The sequence below is a fragment of the Mycobacterium sp. NGS40 genome, from assembly GCF_059812735.1.
On record NZ_JCALDG010000081.1, the window covers coordinates 1 to 1,718 of the forward strand.

Below are 1,718 nucleotides of genomic sequence, written 5' to 3' on the forward strand. Positions count from 1 at the left end.
CGCGCCGACGGCGCTGACCACGGCGAGCACCTCGGCCGGCGGCAGGCCCAGGCCCTGGCGTTGCGTGAGGACCGTATGAAGATTGGGGCCGTTGACGTAGTCCATGGCGATCCAGAGCTGGCCGTTGAATTCGCCCCGGTCGTGGACCGCCACGATGTGGGGATGCCACAGCTGCGACGCACGATCGGCCTCACGGATGAATCGTTTCTGGAAATTAGGGTCGGCCGACAGATCCGCGCGTAGCACCTTGAGGGCCTCCAGCCGCGGCAACCGGGGGTGGCGCGCCAAATACACCTCGCCCATCTCCCCGGCACCCAAAAGCCGCACCACCGTGTAACCGGCAAACGAGGCACCTTCGCTCAACGGCATCGGGGCTCACCTTCCTCAGTTCACGCTCGACTGTTTAGCGATGGATGGGGGTGGACCCATACATCGGGGGATCTTTGGTCAAATCGACTGTGCCGCTAGCTTTGTAGATCACCCTGCTGGTGGTTGGTGAGTGAGCGTTGTACACGACGCTGCCTGATACGGTCACCAACATGGTGTTGGGATCGAAGCTAAACCGGGTGTCGGAGAAATCACCGGCACCGATCACCGATACCTTGGTGTCACCGGTGTCCAGGGTGTTGCACTCCGGTGGCGGGGCGACACCTTGGTAGCAGTAATGCTGCCAGTTGTCGATGGACGTTTTGGAGGCTTGCAGGCCAGCATCGTTGAGGGTAGCTACAGGTTGGATGCTGGGGTGGGTGGCGTTGGCGCCCAAAGCATTCAGCAGTACCGGGGGCGCCTGGGCGGTGATGTCGATGAAGCGGTTCGACGAGGAGACGGCAAGGGCGCCTGGGAAAACCGAGACCGGGGTTGTTCCGTTCGTTGCGATTCCGAACAGTGCGACTGCCTTGAACGAGGCACTGCTGGTGCCTGGCGTTCCGATGTCGACAGGCACGGTAGCGGTGTCGAGTTTCCAGTCGTTGCCGTGGCGGTGCAATGCAATACGAGTCTGCGACGAGGTCGGCCCGAAGCGGGCGGACAAAATCACGTACTGGACGCTGGCCGGGTCATCGCCGGAGGCCGAAGGAGCTGCGGTGACCGTAATGTCGGTGATCGGTGTTGACGCCAATTGGGTGCGCAGGGCGTCGGCGCTGACCCACTGTGCTGTGGCCGAGGCGGTGGCGCCCAACGACAAAGCCGTGTCGGCGTCCCCCCGCGAGAGCGCCTCGAGATAGTGCTGCGCGGCCAGCCCGGCAGCCTCTTGAGCAGATGTCGTGCCCGGTGGCGCGGAGGTCTGAGCGCCGTGCGGCAGGACGAAATACGCGAGCACGCCGGCGGCAGCGAGCACCGCGGCCGCCGCGGCCGCGGCCCGTAGCCACCGGCGCCGTCGTGCCGGCCGCGGTGGTGCGCCTTCATGATGCGGGTTGGGCGGCGTCGGCGGCCATCCCGGGCCTGGATGCGGTCGCCCAGCTGGCTGTGGTGGCGCAGTGAACGCGGCGGCGACCGGCTCAGACGACGGTGGAGTCCGATCAGGCCGCGTCGTCGTCCACGGCCGGGTCTCGCCGGCCGGCTGGCCGCCTGCTTGAGCCGCCGCGTTGTGTGAAGACGGCGCCAAGCGGAGTTGATCGGCCAACGCCGCCGCGAATTCGCTGCACCGTTGGAAGCGCTGCCGCGGATCTTTCGCCAGAGCCCGGGCAAACACGGCATCGGTGATGGCCAGGTCGGGACGC

Annotated in this window: 2 protein-coding genes; both read right to left on the bottom strand. The window is 66.2% G+C overall.

All coding sequences use genetic code 11. The features are described from left to right. Positions 1–369: protein kinase domain-containing protein (locus AC5Y5O_RS31950; protein ID WP_500028738.1), on the bottom strand; the 369-nt coding region annotated here is incomplete at its 3' end. A gap of 34 nt (positions 370–403) precedes the next feature. Beyond that, positions 404–1,718, bottom strand: a 1,315-nt coding sequence (locus tag AC5Y5O_RS31955; protein ID WP_500028739.1) for a serine/threonine-protein kinase, incomplete at its 5' end; no start/stop codon positions are given.